The organism is Legionella shakespearei DSM 23087 (assembly GCF_000373765.1).
In the GTDB taxonomy this organism is placed as follows: domain Bacteria; phylum Pseudomonadota; class Gammaproteobacteria; order Legionellales; family Legionellaceae; genus Legionella; species Legionella shakespearei.
Window position 1 is genome coordinate 1 of record NZ_KB892388.1, and the last position, 26,589, is coordinate 26,589.

The window sequence follows — 26,589 nt, forward strand, 5'->3', positions numbered from 1 at the left end:
GTCTTTTTGCGCGAAGGATCTCCTGAATGTGGCATGGTGCCAATTTGTAGCCCGTATTAGGCGCCAGCCGTAATACGGGAGGGAAGTGGCAATCAACTCATTCCCGTATTACGGCTTCGCCTAATACGGGCTACAAAACTGTGCCATTCCCAGATCCACGTCGTCCTGAGCGCGTCTTTTTGCGCGAAGGATCTCCCTGATTTGGCAGGGTGTGCTACTTCGATCCCGGCTGCAAGCAGACCGGGTACACGTTCCGCCAGGACTTATTGTATTCCCCACTTTTCGACAAGGCACAATATGTTGATAAACAGGGCATTTTGTAGGATAATATGTTATTTGGGAAGTTTTACAAATGCTACATCTGCAAGAAATGGCCAAGCAAGGCCAGCAAAACCAAACGTTGGTTGTCAGCGATCGTCTCCCGGCTTTTCTTAATGGGCCATGTCATTTGGACGTGAGCTACGCTATTGAAGCTGAAGATGACTTTTACCTGATTCATCTAAGAGTAAAAGGACCATTGTCAGTTGTTTGCCAGCGCTGCGCACAAGAGTTTGCAAATTCCTATGACAATCAGACGACCATAGCAGTATGCCGAAGTGATGAAAGGGCAGAACAGATATTGGAACAATACGAAAGTGTGGTTTCATCTAACTGGCAGGTAGATCTTATGGAACTTGTTATTGACGAATTACATCTCTACGCGCCACAATTTCATCCTGAAATTAGTGATTGTGATAGTGAAATAAATCAAATTTTAACTGGGAAAAGTGAAACTTATTGATATTTTGTGTAATTAACACTTGGATTGAAGCCAAAATATCGGTAATATTCCCGCTTTATGAATGCAAATTGTTTAGGAGTAATACAATGGCCGTACAACAAAATAAAAAATCACGCTCACGCCGTGATATGCGTCGTTCTCATGATGCGCTGACTTTACCAACTCTTTCTGTTGATCAGACTACCGGTGAAACACACTTGCGTCATCACATGACTGAAGATGGTTACTATCGTGGTAGAAAAGTTCTTGATACCGCTAACTCTGCATACGAAGACCAAGAGTAATTATTCTTGAATAACATCACCATTGCAGTTGATGCGATGGGTGGGGATCATGGCTTAAGTGTAGTGATTCCTGCCTGTATTCGTGCAACTAAAAAAAATCCAAATTTAAAGCTGATCCTTGTCGGAGTTCAAGACAAGGTGAGCGCTGCTCTAAAGAAGCATGGTGCCTTATCCTCAAAACAGTTTTCCATTGTTCATGCATCTGAGATAGTGGGTATGGATGAATTACCCTCTCATGCGTTGCGCAATAAAAAAGATTCTTCCATGCGTGTTGCCATTAACCTTGTTAAGGAAGGCAAAGCACAGGCTTGCGTCAGCGCGGGTAATACGGGTGCCTTGATGGCTACAGCGCGCTATGTGCTGAAAACACTGCCAGGAATAGACCGACCGGCTATAGTTTCTGAATTACCTACTATTAAAGGTAAAACCTGGGTTATTGACCTTGGCGCGAACGTTGATTCATGTGCTGAACATTTATTCCAGTTTGCTGTCATGGGTTCTGCCCTGATTCAGGCGATTGAAAATAAGCCCAAACCTAAAATAGCCTTGCTTAACATTGGTGTTGAAGAAATCAAAGGTAATGATCAGGTGAAACGCACTGCTCATATGCTGGCTGAATGTACCGTAATGAATTATGTTGGTTACGTTGAAGGGGATCATTTTTACAGCGGTGATGTTGACCTGGTTGTATGCGATGGGTTTGTTGGTAATGTAGCGTTAAAAGCCAGTGAAGGATTGGCAAAACTCTTGTTAACAGTCCTTAAAGAATCCTTTAATCAAAACTGGTTAACAAAAATTGCCGGGTTAATCGCGCTTCCTGCGTTAAAGCATTTGAAAAGCCGTCTGGATCCTTCCCGATACAATGGTGCCAGTATGCTTGGTTTGAATGGTATTGTTATTAAAAGCCATGGTGGGGCTAATGAAGTAGGCTTTGAATATGCCATTGGTCAGGCTGTTCTTGAAGTACAAAATAATGTTGTAGATTTGGTACGTGATCAAATAAACGATTTTATAAATCAGGGATTGTTGCTATGAAGAATGCTGTAATTAGTGGCACAGGAAGTTACTCTCCTGAAAGGCAGGTTACTAATGCTGATTTGACGACAACATTAGATACTGATGATGAATGGATAGTGACCAGAACAGGGATAAGCAGCCGAAGTGTTGCCGAACCCCATGAAACTACTTCGTATATGGCCGCCAAGGCAGCTCAAGGTGCTTTAGAGTCCTCTGGCCTGGTTGCAGATGACATTGATTTAATCCTGGTGGCTACGTGCACACCAGATCATTTTTTCCCCAGCGTTGCCTGCCATGTGCAGCACCATTTAAAAATTAAAAAACCTATCCCGGCTTTTGATATAAGTGCTGCATGCAGTGGTTTTGTCTATGCCATGGATATTGCAAAGCAGTATATTGCGTCAGGTACTGCACAACACATTCTGGTAATTGGCAGCGAAACGATGTCGAAAGCTGTAGACTGGACTGACAGATCCGTATGTATATTATTTGGCGATGGTGCCGGCGCAGTTGTATTAAGTGCCAGTGACCGACAAGGTGTAATGGGCAGTGTGCTGCATTCGTCCTTTGACTCAGATAAATTATTAAGCCTGCCAAACGCTACCTTTGACGAAAAACGTGGAACAATTGGTATGCGTGGTAATGAAGTCTTTAAACTTGCCGTAAATATTATGGGTGATGTCGTTGACGAAGTGCTTGAGTTAAGCAAATTAAAAAAATCAGACATCGATTGGCTTATTCCCCATCAGGCAAACATACGTATTATTCAAGCTATAGCAAAAAAATTATCTCTTCCTATGTCACAAGTCATAGTAACCATTGGTAATCAAGGCAACACATCTGCCGCATCGATACCTTTAGCTCTGGATTATTCAATTAAAAACAATCACATCAAGCGTGATGAATTGATATTAATTGAATCATTTGGTGGTGGTATGACCTGGGGCGCAATGGTCATCCGTTACTAATTATTAATTTAAAGGTCTGATTCTATTATGATTAACACAGCATTTGTATTTCCTGGACAAGGATCTCAATCTATAGGAATGTTGTCCGACTTTTTGCCACAATATTCCATTGTGAGTGATGTATTTCATAATGCTTCTGAAGCTGTAGGTTATGATCTTTGGAATCTGACTCAAAACGGTCCTGAAGAAAAACTAAACCAGACTGAACATACTCAGGTTGCAATGTTAACCGCTGATGTGGCTGTCTATCAATTAATGCGCCAATTAGGGATACCTGCTCCCAGATTGATGGCTGGCCATAGTTTGGGTGAATATGCTGCTTTGGTTTGCGCGAACTCATTGACTTTGGCTGATGCTGCCCGTCTGGTAGCACGCAGAGGACAAGTCATGCAAAATGCCATACCGCTCGGTGTGGGAGCTATGGCGGCTGTAGTTGGCCTGACTGATGAGCAAGTAGATGATTTATGTCAACAGGCCAGTGGTGCAGACAGTAAAGTTACTCCTGCAAATTACAATGCAATAGGACAGGTTGTTGTTGCTGGTCATACAGCAGCAGTCGAGCGATTAATTCATCTTGCTGACGAAGCAGGAGCTCGATTGGCGAAAGTAATTCCAGTGAGTGTGCCATGTCACTGCCCGCTTTTATCTGACGCAGCCGAAATATTTGCAGCGGACCTGGCTGCTATTGATTTTAAAAAGCCAAGTGTAGATGTTGTATCTAACGTTGATTTAAATATTTATCAATCAGCCGATCAAATCAGAACAAAATTAAAAGAGCAACTATACAGCCCTGTTCGATGGGTAGAGACTATCCAATTATTCAAGAACAATGGCGTGGATCTCGTTGTTGAATCAGGACCAGGTAAAGTTCTGGGTGGATTGATAAAACGAATAGACAGAAGTTTAAATACGATCAGTGTTTATGACACAATCAGTCTTGATCAGGTCGTAGAACAGCTCCATATTCCAGCTTGAGAGGAAGTGTTTCATGATTACTTTAGAAGGTAAAATAGCTTTAGTTACTGGTGCCAGTCGCGGAATTGGGCATGCCATTGCGTTGAAAATGGCAAAGCAGGGGGCTTTTGTTTTCGGTACGTCAACAACGGAACAAGGTGCCGCTGCCATTGATGCTGCTTTCGAAAAAGAGAAATTAGCTGGGAAGGGAATTGTTCTTGATGTAACCAATGGAGAACAAGTCGAACACTTGATGTCCACTTTGTCTGATAATGATCAAAGTCCATCTATACTTGTAAATAACGCAGGAATTACGGCGGATAATTTATTATTGCGTATGGATGATGAAGAATGGTACAAAGTAATAGAAACGAATTTGAATTCTATTTATAGAATGTCCAAAGCGTGCTTAAAACCTATGTTTCGGGCGCGTTGGGGACGAATAATTTCTGTAGGTTCAGTTGTAGGTGCAAGTGGCAATTCGGGTCAGGTTAACTATACGGCTGCAAAAGCGGGGGTTGTAGGCTTCTCTAAGTCTTTAGCTCAGGAAATTGGCAGTAGAGGTATTACTGTTAATGTTGTTGCTCCTGGTTTTATAGATACAGATATGACTACTGCTTTGCCTGATATGGTTAAAGACGAAATGTTAAAAAGAATTCCAATGCGCAAACTGGGACAAGCAGAAGATGTAGCCGATGCTGTTGTTTTTTTAGCATCAGACAGTGCTAAATATATTACAGGTGAAACAATTCATGTCAATGGTGGCATGTATATGAGTTAAATGCACTTGCGTTATCTGTATAATTGAATAAACTAGCCGTCAGTATTTTAAATTATTTCTATCAACCGAAAGAGGAAAATCAAAATATGAGTACAGTTGAAGACCGTGTACGTAAAATTGTTGTTGAACAATTGGGTGTTAAAGAAGAAGAATTAAAAAATGATGCGTCATTTGTTGATGACTTAGGCGCTGATTCTCTTGATACTGTAGAGTTGGTTATGGCTCTTGAAGAAGAATTTGAAACTGAAATTCCTGATGAGAAAGCTGAAAAAATTACTACAATTCAAGAAGCTATTGATTACATCGAATCTAATTTAAATAAAGAAGAAGCATAATAGCTCTCCCGTTAATACGTCATCTTGAATGTAGCGTGAATATCTTACAGAGGCTGTATAATTAGTCAGAAGATATCGCAGATACATGCAGGATGACGGAAGGGTGAGAAGTGACGAGGAAACCTGTTCTTTTTCGAGGAGCTTTCATTGAACAAGCGGCGTGTAGTGGTTACCGGTATGGGGATGCTTACTCCAGTCGGACTTAATGTCCAGGAAACTTGGCAAAATATTTTGGATGGGGTTAGTGGTGTTGGTAGTGTGGATGATTTTGACACTACAGAATACAGCACCAGGATCTGGGCCAAGGTCAAGAATTTTAATGTTGAGAACTACGTACCGATTAAAGACGCTCGTAAAATGGATATGTTTACTCAATACGGTATTGCTGCTGCAGAAGAAGCAATAATCGATTCAGATTTGAGCATTGACGAAGCTCTATCACGTCGTACTGGCGTGGCAGTGGGGGCTGGAATCGGTGGTATTCAGACAATAACCAGCAATCAGGACAAGCTGGTATCTGGCGGTCCACGTAAAGTGTCCCCGTTTTTTATACCCGCAGGCATAATTAATATGGTTGCTGGTCAGATTTCTATTAGACACAATCTTAAAGGCCCCAATATTTCTGTTGTGACAGCCTGTACTACTGGTACGCACAATATTGGACTTGCCGGGCGCATGATTGCTTATGGTGATGCTGATGTAATGGTTTGCGGCGGATCGGAAATGACAACGACCCCATTATGTCTGGCAGGCTTTTCTGCAGTACGTTCTTTATCCAAGCGCAACGATGAACCAACGAAGGCATCGAGACCTTGGGATAAGGACAGAGATGGTTTTGTTATGGGTGAAGGTGCTGGTATTCTTGTTTTGGAAGAATATGAGCATGCGAAAGCGCGTGGCGCTAAAATTTATGCTGAACTGGTTGGTTTTGGCATGTCAGGTGATGCGTATCACATTACTGCACCAGATGAAGATGCTGATGGTGCTGCACGTGCCATGGAGGCCGCTGTTCATGATGCGGGTATTGAGCCGCATCAGGTTGATTACATTAATGCGCATGGTACTTCAACTTATCTGAACGATATGAATGAAACAAAAGCGATTAAACGCGTTTTTCAGCAGCATGCCTATGATTTGGCAGTGAGCTCTACAAAGTCTATGACCGGACATTTATTAGGAGCTGCCGGTGCTGTTGAAGCGATAATAAGTATTTTGGCTATAAGAGATCAAATCGCTCCACCAACTATTAACCTTGATAATCCGGATGAGGGTTGTGATTTGAATTATGTTGCCCATACTCCCCAAAAGAGAACAATTAATTACGTATTAAGTAATTCTCTGGGCTTTGGTGGAACTAACGGTAGCCTGGTATTTAAGCGAATTTAACTAGAATGCACTCTTCAAGACATAAAAAACTGTTACTTTCTATTTTAATACTGTTTTTTATGTCTTTTCTTATTGTGGGATTGAGTGTGTATAGCCTGGTAAAGGCTCCTTTAATTCCAACAGGAAATCAACCGCAGATTATTAGTCTGGATCGTTCTGCTTCGGCTTATCAGTTCGTTCATTTATTAAAAGCTAGAAAATTAATTAATTCAACACGGCTTTTACTTTTGATCATTCGTTTTGAAGGATTGTCACAGAAATTAAAAGCAGGTGTTTATGAGATTAATCCTGGTGAAAGTGCTTTGCAATTGCTGCACAGAGTCGCTACAGGCGATGTAATCACACAAAATTTTATCATTATCGAAGGGACTACACAGCAAAAAATAACTCAGGATCTGATCAAGACAAATTATTTAAGTTATAGTCCGGATGACTGGTCTGCTATTAAAGCTCAATACCCCAGTGCAGAAGGATTACTACTCGCCGATACCTATCAATTTCATGGTGGAAGCAGCAGTAAAAGCCTTTTAGAGCAGGCAAATAAAAATTTAATGGCTTATCTGAATACCAGTTGGGCTAACAGGGCGCCTAATCTGCCTTATCGTAATCCTTATGAACTGCTGATTGCGGCATCAATAATAGAGAAAGAAACGGCTATAGCGCAGGAGCGGAAACTGATTTCCGGTGTTGTGGTTAATCGGTTAAAGAAAGGTATGCCGCTGCAAATGGATCCTACGGTGATTTATGCGTTGGGCAATTCCTACAAAGGAAAATTATCTCATAATGACATGTTGATTAACTCTCCTTATAACTCTTACATACACAGAGGATTACCCCCTACACCTATTGCTATGGTTGGAAAAGAGGCTATAGACGCGGCGGCTCATCCACAATTATCCAATTATTTATATTTTGTGGCCAAGGGAGATGGGTCGCATCAGTTTTCAGAAACTTACGAGCAACAAAGAAAAGCGATCAATCAATATCAAAGAAAGGATTCCTAATGTCAGCAGGGAAGTTAATAGTAATTGAAGGATTGGAAGGGGCTGGAAAATCCACTGCTGTGCATACCCTGATGACGCTCCTGGAACAACGTGCTATTCCTCACATCACCGTCCGAGAACCGGGCGGCACAGCTATTGGCGAACTGTTGCGATCTATAATTAAAAATCCTGATTATAGCGGCATTATAGAAGATAAAACGGAACTGTTATTGCTGTATGCTGCACGCATGCAATTGCTTGCAGAAGTGATTAAGCCGGCGTTAAAGCGCGGTGAATGGGTTATTGCTGATCGGTTTGAATTATCTACACTGGCTTATCAAGGTGGAGGCAGAGGGATTGACTTGTCCATGATAAATCATTTGTCTTCCTTTTGTTTGGATGGATTTAAGCCTGATCTTACCCTGTTTTTAGATATTACACCTGAGTCAGGCATGCAAAGGGCGTTGTTGCGAGGCAAGCTGGATAGAATAGAACAACAATCCATTGATTTTTTCCATCGTGTCTATGAGACTTATATGAGTTATATTGATGAGCATTCAGATGTTGTTAAAATCAATGCTACTCAACCCTTGGACGAAGTACAAAAGGATATTCAAAATACTGTTATAGCATTTATTGAGAGTAAGCGATGAACCATATAGAGCAGTGGAAAAAAATTCAAACTGCTGCAACTCATCAGCGCATCCCTCAGGCTATGCTTTTTGTTGGTCCTTTGCATTGTGCCCTTGCGGATTTCGCTATCCGTATCATGCAACTTCTTCATTGTAAAATAAACTCTCAAGAACCTTGTCTGGCATGTCTTGACTGTACAATGGTTCAAAATTCCGAGCATCCGGATGTACTATGGGTTAAGCCTGAAAAAGCGGGTAGTGCAATTAAAATTGATCAGGTCAGAGAATTGCAGAATTCTGCTTTTTTAACGCCACAGCGTGCGCAACATCGGATAATCGTTTTAGAAGCAGCTGACAAGATGAATACCGCCTCTGCTAATGCGCTATTAAAAATTTTGGAAGAACCGGCTGACCATACCGTATTTATTTTGATTGCCCAGCAATTATCTACGGTATTACCAACCATATTAAGTCGTTGCCAAATCCTTACTTTTTCTTCTCCTGATGATGCCAGAGAAAATAATTTGCTGGCGTTGGGCGATAAATATCCTGAAGAATCGGAGCGCTCTGCAATCGTGAAGCAATCGGAAGTGATTTTAGAAGGATTAATTGCCCTGATAGAACAGAGAGAGCATCCTTGCATCCTGGCTGCCCAATGGTCTCAATATGAGCTTGGTACTCTGCTTTGGTTTTTATATTTGGTTTATTCGCAATTACAATACATGCATTTTACTGCAACAGCCAGTTCCGGGCCTGCAATCAAGCAATTACAGAGGTTATTGGCGCTATCAAATCCTATATTGATTTTTTCTCAAATTGATAAAATAAATACATTATTAAAAAAATTAAGCCATAATATGAATATAAATCATACTTTGGTTCTTGAGGATCTTCTGTTTTCTCTGATTTCAAAGTAAATGTAACAGGACGTTATATTGCCAATAATCAGACTTTTGAAACTGGAGGGTTTATGACTGAAAAAGCTCAACTTATAAACTGTTCCTTTACCAGTGAAGCTTCTTTGTATTTAGCCTACATGCCCTTTGTTAAAGGTGGTGGCCTGTTCATTCGTTCCAATCATATCTATCCTTTGGGCGAATCAGTGGAATTATCCGTAAAATTAATTAATGAGCACGAACCCTATTTGGTTCAAGGTACTGTGGTATGGATTACTCCCAAGGGGGCTCAAGGAAATAAACCTCCCGGAATAGGCGTGCAATTTATAGGTGATAACAGCCGTTATTTATGTAATAAAATAGAAACTTACCTGGCAGGAATGTTAAAATCCTCACAATTGACAGATACAATATAAGAAGGATAAACATGTTAGTTGATTCACATTGCCACTTGAACTTTATAGATTTGACAGAGTTTAATAATGATCTTTCTCAGCTGATGGCAAGGGCCAAAGAAAACGATGTTCAGCATTTCCTGAGTGTTTGTGTGGAGTTAAGTGACTATCCTGAACTGGAACGTCTGGCGGCATTGTACCCTAATATAAATATATCGGTTGGTGTGCATCCTAATAATGAAATGGATGAGCCTGTAACTGCGAAAATGCTTTGTGATTTAGCTGCAAATCCCGCCTGTATCGCTATTGGTGAGACCGGGCTTGATTACTACCGCACACTGACCGATGAAGCCCAGGACGTTCAGCGAGCACAGTTCCGGGAACATATAAAAGCGTCAATCATCACTAAAAAGCCTCTGATTATTCATACCCGTCAGGCAGCAGAAGATACTTTAAAACTTATGGCTGAAGAGAATGCTCAGGAAATTGGCGGTGTGATGCACTGCTTCGCTGAAGATCTGGATATAGCGCGCAGGGCTATAGAGCTTAATTTTTATATTTCATTTTCAGGAATTGTAACCTTTAAAAATGCTGTTGCATTGCAAGAGGTTGCAAGAAAAATTCCCTTGGATAGGATGCTGATTGAAACGGATTCACCGTATCTGGCTCCTGTACCTCATCGAGGTAAGCAAAATCATCCGGCTCTGGTAAAGCATGTCGCTGAAGCTATAGCAGAATTGCGGGGCATGGATTATAAAGACATTGCAAAGATTACTACCGACAATTTCTACAATTGCTTCAAACTGACAAGAAATTAAAGAATTCTTACATCGATCCCGGCTGCAAGCAGTTGGCTCTTCTACACACCGATCTACGTCGTCCTGAGCGCGTCTTTTTGCGCGAAGGATCTCCAAATATTGGCACTATGCCGCTTTCAGGAGATCCTTCGCGCAAAAAGACGCGCTCAGGACGACGTGGAACGGAACGAAGTTGCTCCGCAATAGCACAGTGCGTAGCCCGGTCTGCTTGCAGCCGGGATGACGTGGCACCTATATTACAGCTACAGTTCTGCGCATCACCCCTAACTTATCATCTCTTCACTTTTACCATATAAAGCACTGAATAAAAGACATAAAATTCCAAAAAACATCATGCTTAATGGTACAATATAAATGTTTTTGGTCAATAAAATACCAATTCCTGCGGCAATAAGTGCAGATAAGCTCATTCGCATGGTATTAAGTATGGCCGTAGCGGAACCGGCAATCTCGGGATAATTCATCAGCGCCAAAGAGAGGGCTGGCGGATTCGCTATGCATACGCCACAAGTAACTATGAGCAGGGGGACAAGAGTTAATAAGCTAAATCCCTGATGGAGGTAAAGCATTAGCGAAATGAAACTGCCGGCAATCATCAGCAAGCTGCCAAAACACATGTTCCAACGCAGTGAAAAATATTCTCTGAGACGTATACCCAGGAAATTGCTCAAAATCATGATGAAACCATTACAGGCAAAGATCAATGCAAAAACGGTAGGGGAATAATGTAATTGCTGAATGATGAGATAAGTACTGTTCACTATAAAAATCATTATATTAGCAAAGGCTCCTGTAAGGATGATAATTCCTGTCCAGGTATGTTTACTACTCAGAATTAATAAATAGTGCCTGATGGATTGATGAAATGAAAAGGCAGCCTGTTCTTTTAGCCAATAGGGAGATTCTAATAATAAAGGCCCGGCAAGAAAAAGCAGAACCATAGCAGCTACAGCCATACAAATAAACGTTGCCTGCCAGCCGAAATATAAAAACACTATAGCGCCGAATAACGGCGCAATGACCGGAGAAACAGAGACTACCATTGATATATAGGAGAGTATTTTTGCTCTTTCCAGAGTATCGTCATAATCACGGGTGGATGAAAAAGCAACTACAGCAGAACAGCAACCGAAAAAACTTTGCAGCACTCTGCCAAGAATCAATATATAAATGCTGCTTGCAAAAATACATACCAGAGTGGCGGTGATGAATAGAATCAGACTGACAGTAAGACATTTCAATCGGCCAAAATGGTCGATAAGAGGGCCCCAGAATAATTGCGCCAGGCCTTGAATAAACAAATAAAAACTTAAAGTTAACTGCCCCAGCTCATGTGTTGTATGGAAGTATTGGATGATATTAGGCATAGCAGGCTGATATAAGTCAAAGGTAATTAATGAGAAACCCGAAAGGCATGCTATGTATAAAAATGGCGTTTTGGGATGATGCATTTTTATCCTTTACTTATGTGTTACTCATTACAAGAAAACCCTCATCTTGAATGTAACATTGAAAAACGAAAAGTGCCATGATAGAAGAAAGCCTTAACCAGCAATAAACTGGCAGGATGTGTAGCCCGGCCTGCTCGCAGCCGGGATGGTGCCATTTCGATCCCGGCTGCGAGCAGACCGGGCTACAGTTGGCTGCTTGGGGCTGTCTCTTATACACTTCTTTAACCGTTCCCCGATCTACGTCGTCCTGAGCGCGTCCTTTTGCGCGAAGGATCTCCTGAAATCGGCATAGTACCAATATTTGGAGATCCTTCGCGCAAAAGGACGCGCTCAGGATGACGTGAATCGGGTTAAACCACTACAAAGTTACGTCTTTTGAACAAGTGCCACTGTAAAGTCAGAGAGCAAAAAATTGGCAGGGTGTGTAGCTCGGTCTGCTTGCAGCCGGGATGAAGCAGGCACAATCCCGGCTGCAAGCAGACCGAGCTACGGTTATGAGTTACAAATCAAAGTAAAATACCTTTGCAACTTTGCCAGTACCTCCAGTATTTAGTACTATGTATTCATTCTATTACAAATTCCGAGTATTTCATGGCTTTATACATAGGTTTGATGTCAGGCACCAGCATGGATGGTATTGATGCTGCACTGCTTGAGCTACCCGCTAATAAATTAATCCATGGCATTACCGCCAAATACAGTGATGAAGTAAAACAACGTATTGAGCGTGTACTCGCGGGTGTCAATTTGACTCTTGGTGAAATCTGTCAGTTAAATACACTAATAGGACGGGAATTTGCATCCGCAGTGAATCAATTGCTGCATGAAGCCAGACTATCTGCCAAAGATATTGAAGCCATAGGTAGCCATGGCCAGACAGTATGTCATGATACCAGCGAAACCATTCCCTATACCTTACAGCTTGGCTGCGGCCACACCATTTCTTCCTTGACTGGAATTCCCGTAGTCGCAGATTTTCGCACCCGAGATTTAGTGAATGGCGGGCAGGGGGCTCCTTTTGCTCCATTGTATCATCAGGAGTTATTTTCACACGCTGATTCGGATGTCGCCCTTATTAATATTGGTGGCATTGCCAATGTAAGCCTTATTTCTCATGAACATCCGACCAAAGGTTGGGATGTTGGCCCAGGTAACTGTTTGATGGATGGCTGGATCTACCGCCATCAGGCAAAAAGTTATGATGAGGATGGTGCATGGTCTGCACAAGGAACTGTGATCAAATCACTGCTGGATCATCTGCTCTCGGACCCATTTTTTGCACTGAGCGCCCCTAAAAGTATTGGCAAGGAGTATTTTTCCTTAGGCTGGCTGGAAAACCATTTGCTTCAAGATTATAAACCCGTTGATGTGCAGGCAACTTTATTAGCACTGACTGCCCATGCAATAGCCGATGCGATTCTAAATAATAAAAAGCCTTTAAAATATGTATATTTGTGTGGTGGGGGTACTCACAATACTCAGTTAAGCAAGTTACTGGCAGAACTGTTGCCAGAAACACAGGTAAAAAGCATTAGTGAAGCAGGTTTTAGCCCTGATTATTTAGAGGCTATGATGTTTGCATGGTTGGCGCAGCAAACTATAAATACTCAGCCAGTGGATTTAACCTCTATCACCGGATCAAAAAAACTTGCCTTATTGGGTGCAGTGTACCCTATAATGAGATAGCAATAACGATGCGAAACAATTAATAAACACCATATTTGGTGCATACTGGTTTGAAATCTGACTTTTAATCAAGATTTTGAAATAGATGCAAATGATATTGACAAAACAATTAGCCTTGCGTTTAAATGGGCGATTCCAAACGGAGTGATCCTGAATTGAGCGCACACTACACAATAAGAACAACACAAAAAACTGGCGAGAGCTTGGCTACAGCATATTTTATATTTTTCCTGGCAGCCTCATTTTATCTTTATGAATTTGTATTGCAGGTAGCACCAAGCGTCATGGCAGAATCCATGATGAAAACCTTTGGTGTAACCGGACAAGGATTTGGTGTCATTTCCGCCTTTTACTTTTATGCCTATGCACCGTCACAACTTCCTGCCGGTGTTTTATATGATCGTTATGGCCCACGTAAATTAATGACTTTTGCCATTATCTTATGCGCCTTGGGTTCAGCGTTCTTCGCGTCTACTGACAGTGTCTTCACTGCCTGTATCGGACGATTTTTAATTGGTATAGGTTCTGCATTTTCATTTATTGGTGTGTTGGTACTTATATCCCGTTGGTTCCCGCCTCATTACTTCGCCATCCTGGCCGGTATTGCCCAGCTCATGAGTTCGGTTGGTGCCATGTTTGGTGAAATGCCTTTAGCTTCGCTGATAGGGCTTGTCGGTTGGCGAAATGCCAGTTTTATATTATCTGCTGTTGGATTTATTCTGGCCGGATTCTTCTGGGCATTTATTCGGGATTACCCTCATCAGCAAAATCAGTCCATTCCAAGTCATTACCTGAAAGATGAGTGGAAACGGCTGGTTGTTGTCTGCAAACGCGCTCACACCTGGATTATCGGCAGCTATGCTTTTGCTATCTGGACACCGATTGCTGTATTTGCGGCCCTCTGGGGAGTTCCTTACCTGCAGGAAAAATTTCAAATCAGCGTGATCGCAGCTTCTGGACTTTGCAGCATGATTTGGCTGGGGATAGGGATAGGTAGTCCCTTATTAGGATGGTTTAGTGACCGAGTAGAAAGTCGCCGTGCAGCCCTAACCATCAGTGCTGTATTAGGTTTACTTGCTACTCTGATTTTACTTTATTGGCCTGGACTGTCTTACAACATGACTTATCTTGTTTTATTCGTGCTGGGACTGGGAGCAGGGGGACAAACTGTAAGCTTTGCTGTTGTGAAAGAAAATAATTCCCTTGAATACGTGGGAACAGCTTCGGGATTTAATAACCTTTCGGTCTTAATTGGCGGAGCTATTTTCCAGCCCTTAGTGGGATATTTTTTACAGCAATCTGATGCCTGGCGTTTGGTCAATGGGGTGCATGTTTATAGCGTATCGAGCTATCAGACGGCACTATTGGTAATGCCCTTATGCTTTCTAGCAAGTTTTATTATTGCCGCTTTTATTTTAAAAGAGTCGCATCCGGCAAAAGTGAAGAAATCTTAACCCATAGAATACGAGCCCTTGAGCTCGCATCCAAATAAGATACGCAAACAAATGTAGCCCGGGCTGCTTGCAGCCGGGATCGAAGTGGTAATGAGCTTTCATAGGGTCAGGGTAGAACACTGTTCCTGCCAGTCTAACTGTTCCGCTTCCTGACGGTCGCGGCTCGGTTTCCGGTGCACGTTGAAGTAAATACAAACGCACGAAAACCGAGCCGCGACCGTCAGGAAGCGGAAATTTTGTTGCGGCCAGCCAAAAAGACTCTCCTTGTGTTTAAATTACAAATGTCTATACTTTAACCTAATAGATCTTTTATTGATTATGTCTCTATAAGAAAGACAAATGAGCATTTTTTATCGAAGCGGGAGAACATCTTGAATTCAAATACAGCGTGTTGAAGATGTTGTTCTAGGTCACCAGTCATCAGTATTCTAAGGAAATGTTAATAGTGTACGGTTAATTTACAGGAGGAAGCTATAATGCTAACAGATAGAGATATCTCTTTACATTTAAGGGAAGAGATAATAGAAGAAGCTATAAAAGAGATAAAGAAATCCCCAAGAGGAAATACAGATTCTCTGAGTCAAAGAGTGACGGAATTCAAGAACTATTACACCTATAATTTGTCAATCCCTGCTGCTTCGGACTCTAACGCCAGGAATGGTGACTCTCTTTCAATAAGTAAAAGACAAGAGCGATTAGGGATAGTAGGTTCTTTATTTGAATCGTCTGATGATTATGCTGATTTTCTACAAACGCTTGATAAAGAAATGACGCTTCTCGCTACTACTGAGCCAAGGAAAGAGGCATTGTTATCGGCGATAGATTCAGATATTGCAAAGGGGAATGTATTTCCTTTTCCGCCTGCGACACAAGACATAATTGAAACATTAACTCCAGAACAACGTGATTGGATAATAAAGCAAATTGGAGAAAATTCGTCATTTCAAACGAAGCTGGCTTGTGCTTTTTTGGCTGCTGATGGAGATGTTCTTTTACTTGGAAGGAGGAATGAGGAAGGAGACGAGTATCTAAATGCTGAAAAGAAAGCCCTTGTATCTATAAGGTATCTGCTTGAAGCTGCGGAATTTGAAGAGATACGGGCACATTGTCATACCATACTTGCTTTCGTACGCGAGTCTACCCCTTATGACGCGGTAAAAAATGAATTGGAAATGATGGAGTTATCTCCAACACCAGAAGATGTTTTTGGAATAGCTTTCAAGAATAAAAGAGTTAATTTATACCGTATGTTTCCAGAAGCAAGTCCAGCCTCAACGTCAGAAGTTGATAAAGATGAAGAAAAATTGAAATCATCACCATTTACACCACCAAATTAACTGCCGCGTATCAAGGTATTGGTTGATTTTTTAAAGCCCGGTCTGCGCTTGCTGCGCAGCTGTCTCTTCGATTTACGTCGTCCTGAGCGTTTCTTTTTGCGCGAAGGATCTCCAAATACTGGTGGAATGCCGCTTTCAGGAGATCCTTCGCGCAAAAAGACGCGCTCAGGACAACGTGAGTTATGAAAGAAGATTGATTAAATTCTACAGGTAGCGACTACAACTGACTGTCCCTGATTGGTAATTTCCACTCGAGCACCTACATCAGCAATAATATGCATTACATCTTTGTTTTTGACGACTACAGAGATCGACTCGCCTTGTTTTAAAACCCAGCCGTTAATTTCCCCATTTTTCCTTTTCATCACTCCTGTTAAACGAATTTCCGGATCTTTAATGTCAATGGTACATAAAGTATCGAGTTGCCAGAACAAGGGATTATCTATGTTCAGGGGAATCCCTGGTTCAAATTCATAGGTACGGGAAATAATGTCTGCAGCATGTAACGGGAGTGAGGCAATCAAAACAGAACCAAGTGCAAAAGTAGAAAGAGCTTTTTTAAATGTCATAATCATTCCTTTAATTATTTTAGATAGGATTCACGCGAAATGCCTTAACTTAACGTGAGTTTCGGATAAGAAGCTTGTTTTATCCAGTGTTTACCTCGATCCCGTTCGGGCTGAGGAAGCGCGATAGCGCTGTCTCGAAGCCTTGGCATGGTGCTAAGGCTTCGAGACGAGGCTACCGCCTCTCCTCAGCCCGAACGGCATCGAAGTAACGACTGGATCAAACAAGCTTCTTATCCGAAAATCACGTTAAGTTAATGGCAGTGATGCGTGAACCCTCCCTATGAGCTTTAAACTTGAGCGAAAATATCGTATGAACGCTCACAGTCGTAATCTGAATCCTCTGATTCAGGTGCATCCATTCCATCTGGCTTATATAAAGTGTTCATTTTAGAAAAGAATGAAAGTTCAACCAGGAGATTCTCTTCAACAGGTTCCAGCGAAGTAATATACGATAAATTGTCTAGTGCTTCATACAGTCCAAATATGAGTGCTGCACTACAAGTGATAAGCAGTGACACACCCAGGAAAGGATTTATTGAGAGAAATGGTACGATAAAAGGCATGATCACCAGAGATGCAGCAACAGGTAAAAGCCAGAGCAGGGCTGCGCAAACATTCAAAATATTCTTAATGATAATACCGGCTTCCCAGAGCAAAGTATCATTTTCTATTTCTTCCAAAACCTCTTCAGCGCTTATTTCATTTGCCGTTATCTTGTAAAGGTTGTGGTACAATGCATCATATTCAGCAAGTATTACAGCTTGTGCAATTACTCCTGTGTTAGCTTCAAAGCGATTCTGATAAAATGTTCTGATCTTTTTTAACTCCTCTGCCGCCTTGGCTATCGTATTTTTATCTTCTGCTCCCAATGATTCTGTTAATAAATCAAGTACTTGTGATTGCTCATCAGTAGGTTGCACCAGGAAATTTTCGAATGCTGCGAATTTTTTATCAATTTTATCAAAATCATTTTGTAACGACATAATGTTTCCTTAAAACGTAAATATGAAAGCTGTAACAGAAAGACTAAAGCGCACAGTGTAACATCATTCATTTCCAAGTCAATTAATCTCCTAACTGTACCATATTGTTTCTTTTGATTTGTTTTTGCTCACATTGAATTTCAATCTTTACTTCCATAGAAAGCTAGGCTTACAAAAAATAAATAAAGCAGGCCGATTAAATTGCAACATAATGCAAAGTAAAGATTGCTGTGTGAATGATAAAACATACTGGCGAATTCAATGCCCAGCGCGCCAATTACCATGGTGCCCAGGCTAATCAGCGCTGATGCGGTTCCTTTAGTTACAGAAGTAACAAAGAGGCAATGTCGGTTTAAAGGAGCGGTAATAACACTTAGGGAGAAAAAATAAATAATAATACCTGGCAGCAGGTATTGATAATGCTCACCATATAAATAAGGCAGCAGAGCCATCAGTACCATGCCTGCCGTCATAATAACGCTACCTAAAAAGATAATGGATTTAATTTTATATTTATAGGTTAAGCGGTGCAAAAACCAGTTACCTAATATCGTTGCCCCGAAAATAGGAAGCTGCCAGAGTCCATACTGAATTACTGTCAGTTTGCCTTCTGCTATCAGAATTACAGGTGCCAAAGCTATCCAGGCGAGGCATGGGATTCCGACCAAACCGATGGCCAGGGTACTGTAGCTAAAAGGAAGATTACTTACTAATAACCAATAGTTTTTGAAGACGGCTTTGGGTGAGAAAGGCGCTTTAGGAATTTGCTGACCATCCCTTTTAATCTGGCCTATGGGCTCAGGCATGTAAGCCCATAAACCCCAAAGAGCAAATACTGCAAAGGCAGCAATCACTATGAAGATGACACGCCAACTGGTGTAATAAATAACAAGAGCCCCTAATACAGGTCCCAGAAGAGGCGCTAAAATGGCGGCATTAGCCATGATTGCGATTAAACGAATAGCATCCATTTCCTCAAAAATTTCCTGAATGGTTGCATACCCGATGACACCTATAAAACAAAGTCCCATGCCCTGGAAGAATCGTGCCGCCAGAAACTGATTCATTGAATTAGAGCAGGCAATCAGGATGGTGAACAGAAAGAAGAGAAAAGCACCAAGCAACATCATTGGCCTGCGTCCATACGTGTCTGCAACCGGGCCTAAGATCAATTGCAGACTGGCGCCGCCGAGAATGTAGATAGTCAGTGACGTTGCCACTGTTGATTCAGGAGCACTAAATGATTTAACAACGCTAATCATACCAGGCATGATCATGTCATTGGCTATATAAGTTAAAAACTCATAGAAAACCAGGAAACAAGCGAATGCTATGCCTTGTTTGCGCGAAATGTAGATGAGTGGCAGAGCCATACATGCCCCTTACAGTAGCAACATTTTGGTTCTATCCTGTTTTGGTAGAGTCAGCACGATGTTGCTTTATAAATATTAATTTGTATCAATATATGATCATGTTTTGTATAATAAAGGCTTATTTTTTAATCATTCCAGATACCACTATGAAATTAAATTTTTTTGGGCAAGATCCTCGTCTTGCACTTCCTGATCACTTGATAGTTTATATCTTAAGCTTATTGGATCCCGAATCGCAACATAAGGCTGCAATGGTGAGCCGCCAATGGAAGGATTGTGTCCAGCTAACCAGAAAGTATATCTCTTTATTACCCGTTATTCATAGGATTCCAGCACTTAATTTTGCTGGCCTTGATGTATTGAAATTTAAACTCCTGGCCGGAGGGATGACTAATACCACTTATAAGTTAGGCATTAGATATACTCCAGAACAATACGTGTTACGAATTCCGGGGAAGGGTTCATCTGCATTTATCAGAAGAACTGATGAAGCAAATAATGCGCTTCAGGCTGCCAGCGATTCATTGAAGCTTAACGTGCCCGTCATACATTTTGATCCCGAAGATGGATTGCAGTTGACCCAATTTATAAAGGGCGTGCATCCTCTGGATGAAACTGCTTTGGAGAGAAAAGATATCCTGCAGGAAATAGCAGGCATGATGAAGCGCCTGCATTCATCCGAACCTTTTAAAAACAGCACTGATTTTTTCCAGCGTAATGAAGATTTGTTACAGACACTAAAAGCAAAAAACTTTGCATTCACGGGTTCTATTGATGTTATTGAAGAACAGATGGCGCGTTTGAAAGCATTGTTTTCTGCCTACCAAATCAAAATGCTTCCTTGCCATAATGACACTACACCTATGAACTTTATTTTATCTTATCAAGGCAGGGGGGCTGATAGAAAAGAGGTAATCCATGAGATTGACTGGGAGTACTCCAGTAATAACGATTTTCTTTGGGATTTGGTTTATTTCATTGTTGAAGCCAAATTAAGAAAGGATCAAGAACTGACCTTGCTGACCACCTATTTTGGTGAGAGCGGTGTCACTGACTCCGTTCTGGCATGGGTTGAGATGTATAAACCGGTTATAGAATGGTGGATCACTATATGGTCATGGACACAAGTAGCAAACCGGGCCGATGCTGTTGATTTGGACTCGTATGTGCGTTTGGGAGATGAGCGCTATCAAAAGACAGTAATTTACCTGGAAAGTAGAGAATACAAAGAGGCGATAAAGCTGATTGAAGAGGATAGAGCTGTAGCCACGTGCACAGGAAAAAGACCTTTTTAACAGGTGTAGCCTTGACTTGAACACTCAGATCTATGCAGAATCGCCTTCCCCTCTCCGGGGGAAGGTGCCCGACAGGGCGGATGGGGGGATCAAAAAAAGGAGTTTCTATCAAATAGACCATGTAGTTTTAGAGCTTTCTACCTTAAATGAGCTTTCTGTTTTGATCCCCCCACCCGCCCTGTCGGGCACCCTCCCCCGGAGGTGGAGGGGCTACTTGCGAAGATCATCCTGTTTATTTGTATCCTTAAGCCATGAATCCTAAAAACTCCTGCAGATGCTGTTTATCCTTTTCTGTAGCAAGATAATCTTTCAAACGCACTATTGAATTGGTGTATTCTTCCTGATTAATCGTTCCTCTGATTAATTCAAAGCGTAAATACACGCAATAGGTATTAAGAACGTCCGTTTCGCAATAATCACGAATACTTTTTATCTCGCCCTTGGCAAATTGTTCCCAAACCTTAGAGCCAGACATTCCCATTTTTCCAGGAAAGCCAAGCATGGTTGAAATATCATCCAGCGGAGCAAACGCCCGGTTTTGATAACCGGCAACGAGATCCATCAAATCAATATGGCGATAATGGAAACGACTCAGATAATTGTTCCATTTGAACGACTGTTGATTTTCTCCTGTTTCCCAATAGGTTGAAGCGGTAACCCCATGCAAAAGAGAACGATAATGTAAAACCGGAAGATCAAAGCCACTGCCATTCCAGCTCACCAGCGTCGGTGTGTGTTTTTCAATCCCGGCAAAAAAACGTGTAAGCAATTCCTTTTCATCTGAATCCTCGTCCCCCAGGGACCAAACCTTTAATTGTGAGCCATGACTGATTACGAGTGAAATGGCACAGACCTTTTGTAAATAATGGGGCAGGAAATCATTACCAACTTTAGCACGCCTTAAGGCAAACATTGCTTTTGCAGTATCTTCATCGGATAAACCATCCAGATCATATAATTTTCGTCCGGCTTCAATATCAGGAATAGTTTCTATATCAAATACTAATACAGTCATGTGGATTATTTACCTTTTTTATTTTTCGCATGATTCTAGCATGCGTCTCATGCTAACAACAGCAAATCCCATAGACTTGGAATAAGTAAATTTGCTACTATATTTTTTTTTATTTTCGTGGTCATTATGAACACAAAAAATTTATATAAAACAATTACACACTTTAAATTTCTGACGATTCTGTTTGCCGGTACTTTATTAAGTTCCTGCGTTTCGCCACCACCGCCTTCTGATGTTAATAATATATGCAGTATTTTTAAACAATATCCAAAATGGTATACCGATGCCAAGGACGTTGAGCGGCGCTGGAAGGTTCCTGTTCCGGTTCAGATGGCTATTATTCATCAGGAATCGAAATTTGACGCCAGGGCGCGTCCTGGCCGTAGCAAATTATTATGGATTATTCCATGGAAAAGGCCATCCAGTGCCTATGGATATACACAGGCGCTACGTTCTACCTGGAAGCATTATAAAGAAAATAATGGCTCTATATTGTCCTCACGCAGCGATTTTACTGACGGCGTCGATTTTATAGGCTGGTATGCTAACCAGGCTGCGGTTAAAGCGGGAATTTCGAGATCAGATCCCTACTCGCTGTATCTGGCGTATCATGAAGGAATAGGTGGCTATCAAAGAAAGACCTATCTGAAAAAAGAATGGCTGATGCCTGTGGCACGTAAGGTGCAAGCCAAGTCGCAACTTTATGCAATGCAGTTAAATTCATGTAAGGGATCATTAAAATCCCGTTCCTGGTTTTGACAGGATGAATGAAACATTTATACTGATGTATTCTCGCAAATTTATTAAATTGGTAAATTTGATATTATGCTATACTTTCAGATCTAAAAATTACAATTAAAGGTTAAGGAGTTTTGGATGCGATTAATGCTTTTAGGCGGTCCAGGTGCAGGAAAGGGAACTCAAGCCGCGCGTTTAATTGAACGTTATAAAATTCCACAAATTTCAACAGGGGATATGTTACGTGCTGCTATTGCTCAGGGCACACCTTTAGGCTTAAGTGCCAAGAAAATTATGGATCAAGGCGGCCTTGTTTCTGATGACATCATCATTGGCCTTGTTAAAGAACGTTTGAAAAAACCAGATTGTGCGAATGGCTTTTTATTTGATGGCTTTCCAAGAACACTGGTTCAGGCTAACGCAATGAAGGAAGCCGGGATTGAGCTGGATCATGTCATTGAGATTGCCGTGGATGATGATGAAATCATCAATAGAATAAGCGGTCGGCGTATTCACCAGCCATCAGGACGCGTTTATCATCTGATTAATCATCCTCCCAAAAATGAAGGTTTGGATGATGAAACGCAAGAGCCTCTGATACAGCGTGATGATGATAAAGAAGAAACCGTTAGAAACAGGTTAAAGGTTTATCATGAACAAACCGCTCCATTAATTAATTATTACAAAAATGAAGCCCTAAACAGTGATAGTGCAGCTCAATTTCATACAGTTACGGGTACTGGTGATGTTGATCAAATATTCGATAAAATTGTTCATTTAATAGATACCAAGGAAGAAACATGCCAAGCAAGACTCTAGTCAGTGCAGATTTTGAATCATTAATTAATGAAAATGAATTGGTGTTTATTGATTTTTGGGCGGAATGGTGTGCTCCGTGCAAGCAATTTTCCAAAGTATATGAGCAGGTTTCTGATCAATTTCCGGGAATTGTTTTTGCTAAAGTCAATATTGAAGAACAACAGGAATTGGCTGACTTCTTCGAAATCAGATCAATACCTCATCTGATGGTATTTAAAGACAGTATTGTTATCTATTCAGATGCTGGAAGCATGCCAGAATCCACATTAAAGGAACTGGCACAGCAGGCTTTAGATGCCGATGTCAGTGAAATACGGGCTCAACTGGATCAGGACAAGGAGTAACGGCGGCCAGGTATTCTGCCAGCCTTTTCTTACTTTGCGTGTCCATGCTTAAGCCAAGCTTGGTACGGCGAGTTAGTATGTCATCGCAATTCTTGGCCCATTCTTCCAGTATCAGATAATCTACTTCGACCTGATACAAGGATGGGCCGTATTTTTTACCCAATGATTTCATATCATTGCATTGGGAAAGAAACAATTCCATGGAACATCCATAACTGTAAAGATAGCGATGTAATAAATCGGGATCAAGCCAACTGTATTTTTCTCTAGCGTAATTTACGTATTGGCTAAAATCCATTCCGTTCAGGCTTGCTCCCGGGAGTGGAGTATATTTAGTCGTTGAATGATGCATCTCAGGAAAAACTGGCGCTAGCTGATTGACAATTTCTTCTGCCAATTGCCTGTATGTAGTAATTTTCCCCCCGAAAATGGTCACAATTGGGGCTGGATTTTTTATAAACTCATAACGATAATCACGACTAAGGGCTTTAGCATCCTTTTCTTCATTGGCGAGCAGAGGCCGTACTCCACTCCAGGAATAGAGAATATCATTTTTGCTTATCTGAGTTTTAAAATAAGAGTTTACCAAAGTTGTTAAATAATCAATTTCCTCATTACTGATGGTAACTTGCCCCAACTCTCCTGTAAAAGGAACATCTGTAGTTCCTATCATACTGAAACCATGATACGGGATGACGAATACCACTCGTTTATCTTCATGCTGTAAAAAATAAGCATGCTTTCCTTCATAGATTTGCGGCACCACAATATGACTTCCCTTGACCAGAGTCATCTCTTGTTTTACCGCGATTTTGGTCAATTGTGCTATAGACTCGACCCATGGACCAGCCGCATTGATAATACTTTTAGCCACGACTTTATAAACAGTACCACTGGCAGGTTGGATTGTTAAGTGCCATAGATGATTTACCGCTTCTGCTTTAATCACTTTTGAATGGGGATGGATTTTCGCACTATGATTTTTTGCAGCAATGGCATTGGTAATGGTTAAACGTGCATCATCAGTCGCCGCATCATAAAATAAAAAACCGCGCTTTAAATGTTCAACCAGGGGATTAAAATAGGAGTTCTTTTTATTTCTCTGAATGGATTTGCATTTGGGTAAACGGTTCTTTCTGCTTAAATGATCATAAAAGAACAAGCCTAATCTTAATAACCAGGAAGGCCGCATGTGTTTTTGATAAGGTAAAATAAACGATTGCGGGTGAACCAGATGCGGCGCGAGATTGAGCAAGACCTGTCGTTCTTCCAATGCCTTTTTAACTAAACCGAATTCGTAGTGTTCCAGGTATCTTAATCCGCCATGAATCAATTTGGTGCTGCTTGATGAGGTTTTCGAGGCCAGGTCATCCTGTTCAAAGAGGATGACCGACAAACCACGCAGAGCAGCGTCAGCGGCACAACCACATCCATTAATACCTCCGCCAATGATCGCAATATCAAAAACCTGTTCCATGTTTTTGTCTCCGCAGAAAATGTGTAGAATAATTAATATTTATCACCAAATTGGTCCGATTGCCAAGGAATATTAATGTTATCTAATAAAAGGAATGAGGCTGCTATGAATTATTTATTGGCTATAGATCAGGGAACAAGCAGTACACGAGCCATGATATACACCGTTGAAGGTGATTTGGTCGTGAGCAGCCAATATCCACTCACTCAATATTATCCTCACAGTGGGTGGGTAGAACATGATCCTGAAGAAATATGGCAAAAGACGCTTACTGCCATTCAGGATGTCATTTCTCAGGTCAATAGTGATCATATTTTGTCCTGCGGGATCACCAATCAAAGAGAAACTACCGTCATCTGGAATAAAAAAACGGGAAGTTGCCTTGCTCCCGCAATAGTCTGGCAAGACAGACGTACCGAAGAATATTGCCGATCGCTTCTGGAATATCAGGGCATGATTCAGGAGAAAACAGGCTTGCTTTTGGACCCTTATTTCTCCGCCAGTAAATTAAACTGGTTTTTAGAACACATACCTGAAGCAAAAAAGCTTGCAGAACAAGGGGAATTAGCGTTTGGAACTATAGACAGTTTTCTGATATGGCGCATGACCAAAGGTAAAAGGCATGCAACTGATGTGACTAATGCATCCAGAACCATGCTCTTTAATATAAAAACCGAACAATGGGATAAAGAGCTGTTGAGATTGTTCGCTATTCCTGAATCAGTCTTGCCCGAGGTATGTGATAGCGACAGTGATTTTGGCACTATCGATGCACAATGGACAGGAGTTGAAATTCCCATAAATGGTGTTGCGGGAGATCAGCAGGCAGCATTAATCGGACAAGGTTGTCTGGATGAAGGTATGGTTAAAGCAACATTTGGTACTGGAGGGTTTCTGTTATTAAATACAGGAAGCAAACCAGTCATGTCTCAGCATAAATTGCTCACCACCATTGCCTATAAAATTAAAGGCTCTCTGGCTTATGGCCTGGAGGGGAGTATTTATCATGCAGGAACTACGGTTAAATGGTTACGTGATGAAATGAAATTGATTAGTAACTCTGCAGAAACAGAAACTTTGGCTCAAAGTCTGGAGAGTAATGAGGGAGTATATCTCGTTTCCTCATTTACGGGGTTGGGCGCACCGCATTGGTTGTCGACATCAGGAGCAGTTGTATCAGGCTTATCAAGAGCCACTAATCGTGCTCATTTTGCCAGAGCGGCCTTAGAAGGCGTATGTTATCAGACACGTGAAGTATTAGCCTGTATGCGAGAAGACAGCCATATGAATCTCTCCTTATTACGTGTGGATGGAGGTATGGCTGTAAATCAGTGGTTCTTGCAATTTTTGGCAGATCAATGCCAATTGCAGGTACAAAAGCCCGCTGACATTGAAACAACTGCAAAAGGAGCGGCTATTCTGGCGGCTATAGGCTACGGAGCATTTTCGTCATTCTCAGCTTTGAAAAAGGTATGGGATGTGGAGAGAGAATTTCAGCCTGTGAGGGCAGTTGAGAACGTTGAAAGGGATTATCAGGGATGGCAGAAAGCCTTGGCTATGGTGAAATAAAATGTAGGTTGAGCCTTGCCCCATAAAAATAGGCGTAGCCTTGATTACGCTGTCGCTCTGAGTGATCCTCTCATATTGAGTACCACTCAGAACTATGCAGGATCGCCTTCCCCTCTCCGGGGGAAGGTGCCCGACAGGGTGGATGGGGGGATCAAAAAAGGAGTTTCTATCAAATAGGCCATGTTATTTTAGACCTTTTTACCTTAAATAAGTTCTCTTTTTGATCCCCCCACCCACCCTGTCGGGCAC

The 26,589-nt window shown here is 41.6% G+C and carries 27 protein-coding genes; 21 read left to right on the plus strand and 6 right to left on the minus strand.

The window, feature by feature from the left end:
• Positions 1 to 352: 352 nt before the first annotated feature.
• From B094_RS0104205 to B094_RS0104265, 13 genes are all read left to right on the plus strand, one after another.
• Positions 353 to 781 carry a YceD family protein gene (locus B094_RS0104205; protein ID WP_018576550.1) on the plus strand — a complete coding sequence of 143 codons (429 nt, stop codon included), beginning with the start codon at positions 353 to 355 and terminating at the stop codon, positions 779 to 781.
• 86 nt (positions 782 to 867) lie between these two features.
• Complete coding sequence (gene rpmF, locus B094_RS0104210) at positions 868 to 1,065, plus strand: 50S ribosomal protein L32 (protein WP_018576551.1); 198 nt, start codon at positions 868 to 870, stop codon at positions 1,063 to 1,065.
• 6 nt (positions 1,066 to 1,071) lie between these two features.
• The gene (gene plsX / locus B094_RS0104215) at positions 1,072 to 2,100 is read left to right on the plus strand and encodes a phosphate acyltransferase PlsX (protein ID WP_018576552.1); all 1,029 of its coding nucleotides are present in this window, start codon (positions 1,072 to 1,074) and stop codon (positions 2,098 to 2,100) included.
• Positions 2,097 to 3,050 carry a beta-ketoacyl-ACP synthase III gene (locus tag B094_RS0104220; protein WP_018576553.1) on the plus strand — a complete coding sequence of 318 codons (954 nt, stop codon included), beginning with the start codon at positions 2,097 to 2,099 and terminating at the stop codon, positions 3,048 to 3,050. Before plsX ends, B094_RS0104220 begins: the two co-directional genes overlap by 4 nt.
• Before the next feature lie 27 nt (positions 3,051 to 3,077).
• Positions 3,078 to 4,025, plus strand: coding sequence for an ACP S-malonyltransferase (gene fabD, locus B094_RS0104225; RefSeq protein WP_018576554.1), 948 nt, complete (start codon positions 3,078 to 3,080; stop codon positions 4,023 to 4,025).
• A 13-nt stretch (positions 4,026 to 4,038) separates the two neighbouring features.
• Positions 4,039 to 4,785: a 3-oxoacyl-ACP reductase FabG gene (gene fabG / locus B094_RS0104230; RefSeq protein WP_018576555.1), complete on the plus strand. Its 747-nt coding sequence runs from the start codon at positions 4,039 to 4,041 to the stop codon at positions 4,783 to 4,785.
• 44 nt (positions 4,786 to 4,829) lie between these two features.
• Positions 4,830 to 5,120 (plus strand): acyl carrier protein, encoded by a 291-nt coding sequence (acpP, locus tag B094_RS0104235; protein ID WP_420324226.1) that lies wholly within the window; start codon positions 4,830 to 4,832, stop codon positions 5,118 to 5,120.
• Between the two features lie 147 nt (positions 5,121 to 5,267).
• Positions 5,268 to 6,506: a beta-ketoacyl-ACP synthase II gene (fabF, locus tag B094_RS0104240; RefSeq protein ID WP_018576557.1), complete on the plus strand. Its 1,239-nt coding sequence runs from the start codon at positions 5,268 to 5,270 to the stop codon at positions 6,504 to 6,506.
• 5 nt (positions 6,507 to 6,511) lie between these two features.
• On the plus strand, positions 6,512 to 7,510 hold the full coding sequence (mltG, locus tag B094_RS0104245) for an endolytic transglycosylase MltG (protein WP_018576558.1): 999 nt from the start codon (positions 6,512 to 6,514) through the stop codon (positions 7,508 to 7,510).
• Positions 7,510 to 8,142: a dTMP kinase gene (tmk, locus tag B094_RS0104250; RefSeq protein WP_018576559.1), complete on the plus strand. Its 633-nt coding sequence runs from the start codon at positions 7,510 to 7,512 to the stop codon at positions 8,140 to 8,142. Before mltG ends, tmk begins: the two co-directional genes overlap by 1 nt.
• On the plus strand, positions 8,139 to 9,038 hold the full coding sequence (locus B094_RS0104255; RefSeq protein WP_018576560.1) for a hypothetical protein: 900 nt from the start codon (positions 8,139 to 8,141) through the stop codon (positions 9,036 to 9,038). The genes tmk and B094_RS0104255 overlap by 4 nt, the downstream gene beginning before the upstream one ends.
• A gap of 53 nt (positions 9,039 to 9,091) precedes the next feature.
• Positions 9,092 to 9,433 carry a PilZ domain-containing protein gene (locus B094_RS0104260; protein WP_018576561.1) on the plus strand — a complete coding sequence of 114 codons (342 nt, stop codon included), beginning with the start codon at positions 9,092 to 9,094 and terminating at the stop codon, positions 9,431 to 9,433.
• Between the two features lie 11 nt (positions 9,434 to 9,444).
• Positions 9,445 to 10,230 (plus strand): TatD family hydrolase, encoded by a 786-nt coding sequence (locus tag B094_RS0104265; protein WP_018576562.1) that lies wholly within the window; start codon positions 9,445 to 9,447, stop codon positions 10,228 to 10,230.
• A gap of 263 nt (positions 10,231 to 10,493) precedes the next feature.
• Here the strand turns inward: B094_RS0104265 and B094_RS0104270 are convergent, their stop codons facing one another.
• Positions 10,494 to 11,681, minus strand: a complete 1,188-nt coding sequence (locus tag B094_RS0104270; protein ID WP_018576563.1) for a multidrug effflux MFS transporter — start codon at positions 11,679 to 11,681, stop codon at positions 10,494 to 10,496.
• Positions 11,682 to 12,272: 591 nt separating this feature from the next.
• Between B094_RS0104270 and B094_RS0104275 the strand changes: the two genes are divergently transcribed.
• From B094_RS0104275 to B094_RS0104285, 3 genes are all read left to right on the plus strand, one after another.
• Positions 12,273 to 13,367 (plus strand): anhydro-N-acetylmuramic acid kinase, encoded by a 1,095-nt coding sequence (locus tag B094_RS0104275; protein ID WP_026253872.1) that lies wholly within the window; start codon positions 12,273 to 12,275, stop codon positions 13,365 to 13,367.
• Between the two features lie 155 nt (positions 13,368 to 13,522).
• Positions 13,523 to 14,821 (plus strand): MFS transporter, encoded by a 1,299-nt coding sequence (locus B094_RS0104280; RefSeq protein ID WP_026253873.1) that lies wholly within the window; start codon positions 13,523 to 13,525, stop codon positions 14,819 to 14,821.
• Between the two features lie 476 nt (positions 14,822 to 15,297).
• Positions 15,298 to 16,158: a hypothetical protein gene (locus B094_RS0104285; RefSeq protein ID WP_018576566.1), complete on the plus strand. Its 861-nt coding sequence runs from the start codon at positions 15,298 to 15,300 to the stop codon at positions 16,156 to 16,158.
• A gap of 197 nt (positions 16,159 to 16,355) precedes the next feature.
• Here B094_RS0104285 and B094_RS15710 read toward each other — a convergent pair whose 3' ends face one another.
• The 3 genes from B094_RS15710 to B094_RS0104300 all read right to left on the minus strand — a co-directional run bounded on the left by B094_RS15710 (position 16,356) and on the right by B094_RS0104300 (position 19,083).
• Positions 16,356 to 16,727, minus strand: coding sequence for a hypothetical protein (locus B094_RS15710; RefSeq protein ID WP_018576567.1), 372 nt, complete (start codon positions 16,725 to 16,727; stop codon positions 16,356 to 16,358).
• Positions 16,728 to 17,014: 287 nt separating this feature from the next.
• On the minus strand, positions 17,015 to 17,710 hold the full coding sequence (locus tag B094_RS0104295; RefSeq protein WP_018576568.1) for a DUF5638 domain-containing protein: 696 nt from the start codon (positions 17,708 to 17,710) through the stop codon (positions 17,015 to 17,017).
• Positions 17,711 to 17,850: 140 nt separating this feature from the next.
• On the minus strand, positions 17,851 to 19,083 hold the full coding sequence (locus B094_RS0104300) for an MFS transporter (RefSeq protein ID WP_018576569.1): 1,233 nt from the start codon (positions 19,081 to 19,083) through the stop codon (positions 17,851 to 17,853).
• 146 nt (positions 19,084 to 19,229) lie between these two features.
• Between B094_RS0104300 and B094_RS0104305 the strand changes: the two genes are divergently transcribed.
• Positions 19,230 to 20,378 carry a phosphotransferase family protein gene (locus B094_RS0104305; RefSeq protein ID WP_026253874.1) on the plus strand — a complete coding sequence of 383 codons (1,149 nt, stop codon included), beginning with the start codon at positions 19,230 to 19,232 and terminating at the stop codon, positions 20,376 to 20,378.
• Between the two features lie 244 nt (positions 20,379 to 20,622).
• Here B094_RS0104305 and B094_RS0104310 read toward each other — a convergent pair whose 3' ends face one another.
• The gene (locus B094_RS0104310; RefSeq protein WP_018576571.1) at positions 20,623 to 21,393 is read right to left on the minus strand and encodes a 3'-5' exonuclease; all 771 of its coding nucleotides are present in this window, start codon (positions 21,391 to 21,393) and stop codon (positions 20,623 to 20,625) included.
• A 126-nt stretch (positions 21,394 to 21,519) separates the two neighbouring features.
• On the opposite strand from B094_RS0104310, the gene B094_RS0104315 reads away from it, so the two are divergent.
• The 3 genes from B094_RS0104315 (at position 21,520) to B094_RS0104325 (ending at position 23,294) form a co-directional block, all read left to right on the plus strand.
• Entirely contained in the window at positions 21,520 to 22,152 is a 633-nt protein-coding gene (locus B094_RS0104315) for a transglycosylase SLT domain-containing protein (RefSeq protein WP_018576572.1), read from the plus strand.
• 117 nt (positions 22,153 to 22,269) lie between these two features.
• Positions 22,270 to 22,950, plus strand: coding sequence for an adenylate kinase (gene adk / locus B094_RS0104320; protein WP_018576573.1), 681 nt, complete (start codon positions 22,270 to 22,272; stop codon positions 22,948 to 22,950).
• Positions 22,932 to 23,294 (plus strand): thioredoxin family protein, encoded by a 363-nt coding sequence (locus B094_RS0104325; RefSeq protein ID WP_018576574.1) that lies wholly within the window; start codon positions 22,932 to 22,934, stop codon positions 23,292 to 23,294. Before adk ends, B094_RS0104325 begins: the two co-directional genes overlap by 19 nt.
• Here B094_RS0104325 and glpD read toward each other — a convergent pair.
• Positions 23,254 to 24,771, minus strand: coding sequence for a glycerol-3-phosphate dehydrogenase (glpD, locus tag B094_RS0104330; RefSeq protein ID WP_018576575.1), 1,518 nt, complete (start codon positions 24,769 to 24,771; stop codon positions 23,254 to 23,256). The two genes, B094_RS0104325 and glpD, sit on opposite strands and share 41 nt — an antisense overlap.
• A gap of 105 nt (positions 24,772 to 24,876) precedes the next feature.
• On the opposite strand from glpD, the gene glpK reads away from it, so the two are divergent.
• Positions 24,877 to 26,340: a glycerol kinase GlpK gene (glpK, locus tag B094_RS0104335; protein WP_026253876.1), complete on the plus strand. Its 1,464-nt coding sequence runs from the start codon at positions 24,877 to 24,879 to the stop codon at positions 26,338 to 26,340.
• Positions 26,341 to 26,589: the final 249 nt, after the last annotated feature.